General features: G+C 64.5%; 6 protein-coding genes. 2 read left to right on the top strand and 4 right to left on the bottom strand.

The features are described 5' to 3' along the window. Together MFF22_RS17665 and MFF22_RS17660 are read left to right on the top strand one after the other, a co-directional pair. Window positions 1–329, top strand: a 329-nt coding sequence (locus MFF22_RS17665; RefSeq protein WP_238250356.1) for a toxin-antitoxin system HicB family antitoxin, incomplete at its 5' end; no start/stop codon positions are given. A gap of 8 nt (window positions 330–337) precedes the next feature. Beyond that, window positions 338–772, top strand: coding sequence for a type II toxin-antitoxin system PemK/MazF family toxin (locus MFF22_RS17660; RefSeq protein WP_238250354.1), 435 nt, complete (start codon window positions 338–340; stop codon window positions 770–772). 329 nt (window positions 773–1,101) lie between these two features. On the opposite strand, the gene MFF22_RS17655 is transcribed toward MFF22_RS17660, so the two are convergent. The 4 genes from MFF22_RS17655 to MFF22_RS17640 all read right to left on the bottom strand — a co-directional run bounded on the left by MFF22_RS17655 (window position 1,102) and on the right by MFF22_RS17640 (window position 4,729). Beyond that, entirely contained in the window at window positions 1,102–1,365 is a 264-nt protein-coding gene (locus tag MFF22_RS17655; RefSeq protein WP_238250352.1) for a hypothetical protein, read from the bottom strand. An 11-nt stretch (window positions 1,366–1,376) separates the two neighbouring features. Further along, window positions 1,377–2,015 carry a nucleotide-binding protein gene (locus tag MFF22_RS17650; RefSeq protein ID WP_053611245.1) on the bottom strand — a complete coding sequence of 213 codons (639 nt, stop codon included), beginning with the start codon at window positions 2,013–2,015 and terminating at the stop codon, window positions 1,377–1,379. Window positions 2,016–2,277: 262 nt separating this feature from the next. Then, window positions 2,278–3,522, bottom strand: a complete 1,245-nt coding sequence (locus tag MFF22_RS17645) for an AlbA family DNA-binding domain-containing protein (RefSeq protein ID WP_370877632.1) — start codon at window positions 3,520–3,522, stop codon at window positions 2,278–2,280. Between the two features lie 74 nt (window positions 3,523–3,596). Next, window positions 3,597–4,729, bottom strand: a protein-coding gene (locus MFF22_RS17640; protein WP_370877631.1) for an IS3 family transposase whose coding sequence is annotated in 2 segments (ribosomal slippage) — window positions 3,597–4,465 and window positions 4,465–4,729 — 1,134 coding nt in all. Because the reading frame shifts where the segments join, the coding sequence is not laid out codon by codon here. Window positions 4,730–4,799 lie beyond the last annotated feature (70 nt).

Raw genomic sequence — 4,799 nt, 5'->3', positions numbered from 1 at the left:
GTTCAACGCTGTTTGACACTCGGCACGGCGCCTTCTTCACTCACTACGGTGGGGAAACCCCGCAGGGCGACGCTTACGAGAATATAAAGCCTCTTGAGCCGCAGGATGCCAAGACTTGGCTTGAGAACAACAACTTCGTCGATGAGGTGGAAAAGCTGTTTGGCGAACAGCCTGAAGCTGGCGAGCAAGATAGTCGCATAACCGTCCGCATTCCGGACAGCTTGAAGACGCGCATCGAAGGCCTCGCGGCTGCCAACAAGCAATCCCTCAACGCTTGGATCATGCGCTGCCTCGAAACCTGCGCCAACGCACAGTCGCAGAGCCGCTGAGGCGAGCCATGGCGATCACCTTCACGCCTCGCCGCGGCGGGATCCTGATGTGCGACTTCGGACCGGACCCCGCCGACCCGCTTACCTTCCCTCTCTCAGCGCCGCCAGTCGGGGTGGCCCCCGAAATGTGGAAGATCCGACAGGTCGTCGTCGTCTCGCCCGCTCCGCTCAATCATAGGCATGGGACAGGTCCCGGGGTCTGCCTCGTCGTGCCCTTCAGCGCGACGCCGCCGCGATCCGAGGACCCGTGGGACGTGCCGTTCGAGGCCCGGGCCTACCCCAGCCTCCCGAAAGCGTCCTGGGCGAAGTGCGCTTCGGTCACGCTCGTCTCACACGCCCGGCTTGATCGTGTGATCGCCGGACGGGGGTACCGCGGGGACTTCGTGAGCGGGGCCGACATGACCCGCATCGAGGCCGGGTTGCGGGCTGCGTTCGGACTCTGATCAGCCGCAGCGCCATGTTGAACGTTACGCCATGTAACGCTACATTGAGCTGGTCCCCGAAAGGGGCTTTGGGAGCCGGCATTCGCCCAGCGGGTAGAGTTCGCCGGCTTCATGAGAAGGCCCCGCTGGAGCGATCCGGTGGGGCCTTTCTCGTTCAGGGACCCGCCGACCATCCTGGCCATCGGCGCGGCATCCTCGGGCGCCGCATGGTGGAAAGTGTCGGGGCAAGTCGCTGATCGCGCTCTGCTACCAAGGTGCTTCAGTACCTCCGCACCGTAGGATCATAGCATCGTGGTGCGGTGGTACTGTGGTGCGAAAGCATTATGGTTTCACTTCGCCTTGGCGAGCCACTCCTCCGCAGCCTGGATCAGGATAGCGTTGATGCTAGTCTCGTCTTTGAAGGCGATCTCCCGCAGGGTGCGGTGTAGAGTCTTCGGCAGGCGGATGTTCAGCGCGACCACCTCCGCTTTGGCCGACGTCTCGGGTCTGTCGTCAGCCGTCGGCAGGTCGCTGCCCGTCGCGGCAGCAAAACCCGCCGCCACCGCGCTGATAGGCGCCACCGCTGCCATCCGCGCCCCAAGGCCAGATCCCATCTTTTTCGCACTCACGCCGTCGCCCTTTCGATCGCGTCCGCTACCGCCTTCACCTCGCTGTCGGCCAGCGAGCCGGGCGCGAAGGCACCCACCGTATCGCCGGTGTTGAACGCCCGCACGAAGGCCGACCGGTACGCCAGCGCTGGGCCCACGGGTTCGCCGAGCTTGCCGAGTTCGTCCACGATCTCGCGCCCCTCCGATGTCCGACGATCAACCCGGTTCGGGATGATCAACGCGGCGGGCTTGCCGGCGCGGTGCGCACGGGCCTGTCTGACCACGGCTAACACCTCGCCCATCGCCATCATGTCGAGGCCGGACGGGCCACACGGCAGAAGGGCTAAGTCGGCCAGGCCGAGGGCGGCGCCGAGCGCGGCGTCCAAGTGAGGCGGGCAGTCGAGGATCAGGATCTCGGCCGCCAGCTTCCTCACCTGCCCCACCCAAGGCTTGAGGTTTTCCACCGTGACCGGCAAGTGCTTGACCGGGAGCCGGAGGTTGCCTGGAGCCGCCCATTGAGCGGCCGAGCCCTGCGGATCCGCGTCGACCAAGTGGATACGGCGCCCTCTGGCGGCGAGCTCGCCGGCGAGGTGGACCGATAGGGTCGTCTTGCCGATCCCGCCCTTACGACCCACGACAGCGATTACCTGCACCATAACACCATGATACCTCCGCACGACGATGCCGGCGCACCGCTGCACCTCGGCGCTCTCACACCTTGGCGTTAACGCACCGTTGCACAATGGTCTTTCCGCACTAAAGCATCACGGTACCATAGCACGATGATGCCTTCGCACCATTGCACCTCGGTGTCATGGTATCGCCTCACCGAGATCGCGTGCTTACCAGTTCCACCGCCGCAACACGTTGTCGTGCGGGTTGCCCCTCACTGGATCAAGGCGGGGCGATGGGGCAGCCCTACAGTCCAGGATGGGTTTCAGCCAACCATCGTTCCAACTCGAAAGTGACCAGCTTCCGGATCGGTAGACCGAGACCATGCCAGATCCCCCGCTCAAGCTGCGCGAAGGTGGCCTGCCAGTCCTCGAAGTTGCCCAGGGAGTAAGGGCCTATGCGGGTTGCGCCTTCTGTTACCGGGACCTCATCCGCGAATGCGTGTCCGATCGGCATGGCGTTGGCGAGACCGTAGACAAGGAACTCGCACTCGATGGCGAGTTCAACCTCGGGCCTCCTAGCCAACCGACGCAGCCGCTCACCAAGGGCAATCACTTGCAGAGCGACCGGCGGGAAGAGTTCCGGCGGGAAGACGCGCTCGACGCCGTGGAACTTGTCGAGCGCCACGAACCCGTATGCGTCAACGATGCCATGATCGCCGATGAACCACCTCCCGAACTGCCGACTGGTGCTATCGAAGTTTTCGACACCGCCGAGCCTGGGCCGCCAACTATCGACGAACCCGCCCTCCCCGAACGCGGTGGGGCCGGCAGGCCGAGGGCGGATGAAGGCAGCCTTACGGCTGAGATCATCCGCGCGCAGGTGAAGATCTTCCGTGGCAACGAGCGTGCAGCGGAACCAGACGGCTTCGCGGCCGACGAATGGTTGGCTTTGGTGTACCGTGATCGAACCCGGCCCCCTCCTCACCATCTCGGCCAGGACGCGTTGCCGCTCGTCGAGCAAGGCCGAGACCCGTTCCCCACGCGTACGGGTCTCGAATAGGACGCTCTGCAGGTCGCGCATCGTCATGGGCTCCGAGCGCGATCCGCGCCGCATGTAGGCGAGAGGCGGTCGGCCATGACCGTGCGGTGCCCGGGTCGATGAGCCGGTGCGGATGATGAGGACACCTTCCCCATCACCGCCAGGCTGCTCTATGCCACGCACTTCGAATACGGCGAGCGGCGGGTCGATGAGGTTGTCGAGCGCTTGCTGCATCTGCTCGGCACAAGCGGCAATTCGGGGGATCAGCACCGGATCCGGTCCACGAGCGCGTTTCGGGTGATCGTCGGTTTCGTCGATCCCGACGACAACGGCACCGCCGTAGGCATTGGCCAGCGCAACGATTTCCTTCGCCAACCCGTCGCGAGCCGGGTTGGAGAACCTCTTCGCACCCTTCATCCATGGATCGCCGTCGCGGTCGTTGGCGGGCAGGCTACGCTTGAGTTCGAGGCGTAGCCCCTCCTCGGCCTCCTCGCGGATCAGGGCCTCAATGTCCGCAAACGTAGAGGTGGTTCGGTTTGTCTGAACAGCGAACTGGGCTTGGATGAGTGGATATCCTGCCGGGTTCAGGCCGCCACGGGATGCGGCAGCCTGTCGAAGTAGGCTTGGTCTGGGGTGCGCCGGTCAAGGCTCGAATGGGGCCTGCGTTCGTTGTAGAAGGCGAGATACCGGCCGATCGACGCGCGCGCCATGCTGACGGTGTCGTAGGCCCGCAGGTAGATCTCCTCGTACTTGACTGACCGCCACAGTCGTTCGACGAAGACGTTGTCGCGCCACGCGCCTTTGCCGTCCATGCTGATAGCGATCCCTGCCCGCCGCAGCACGCTGGTGAAGGCGTAGCTGGTGAATTGCGAGCCCTGGTCGGTGTTGAAGATCTCCGGCTTGCCGTGCCGGGCGAGCGCTTCTTCCAGAGCCTCCACGCAGAAATCGGCCTCCATGGTGATCGATAGCCGCCAGGATAGGACCCGGCGGCTGAACCAGTCGATCACGGCCGCCAAGTAGACAAACCCACGCGCCATTGGAACGTAGGTGATGTCCATCGCCCAGACCTGATTGGGTCTGTCGACCGTTACCCCCCGCAGCAGATACGGGTAGATCTTGTGCCCTGGCGTAGGCTTCGAGGTGCTCGGTTTGCGGTAGAGTGCCTCGATGCGCAGGCGCTTCATCAGCGTCGCGACATGGCAGCGGCCAATCGCGACGCCCTCTTTGTTGAGGAGATCCCGCAGCATCCGGCTCCCCGCGAAGGGCAGTTCGAGATGCAACTCGTCCATCCGCCGCATCACCGCGAGATCAGCGGCCGGGACCGGACGTGGCAGGTAGTAGACGCTGCCCCGGCTGATCCCGAGCGCCTTGGCCTGTTTGGCGATGGGCAGATCGTGCCCGCGATCGATCATCGCTTTGCGCTCAGCAGACCGGCTTTGCCGAGCGCGCCGGACAAAAAATCGTTGGTCAGCGTCAACTCACCGATCTTGGCGTGCAGCGTCTTCACGTCGATAGCCGGTGCCGCCTCCGACCGGGGTGCGGATCCGAACACCCCGGCAGCCCCGTCGAGAAGCTGGGTCTTCCAGGCCGTGATCTGGTTGGGATGGACATCGAAGTGCTGGGCCAGTTCGGCCAGGGTCTTCTCGCCCCGCAGGGCAGCCAGAGCCACCTTCGCCTTGAAGGCTGGGACATGGTTCCGGCGTTGTCGCTTGCTCATCATCGCTCCTGATCGGCCGCCAGCCTGGCCGCCGTCAGGCAGAAATTCCGGTCGTGTCCCATGCGGTGGT

Origin of the sequence: Methylobacterium persicinum, assembly GCF_022179525.1 — a bacterium.
Classification (GTDB): domain Bacteria; phylum Pseudomonadota; class Alphaproteobacteria; order Rhizobiales; family Beijerinckiaceae; genus Methylobacterium; species Methylobacterium persicinum.
This window is presented reverse-complemented; position numbering and strand designations above follow the sequence as displayed.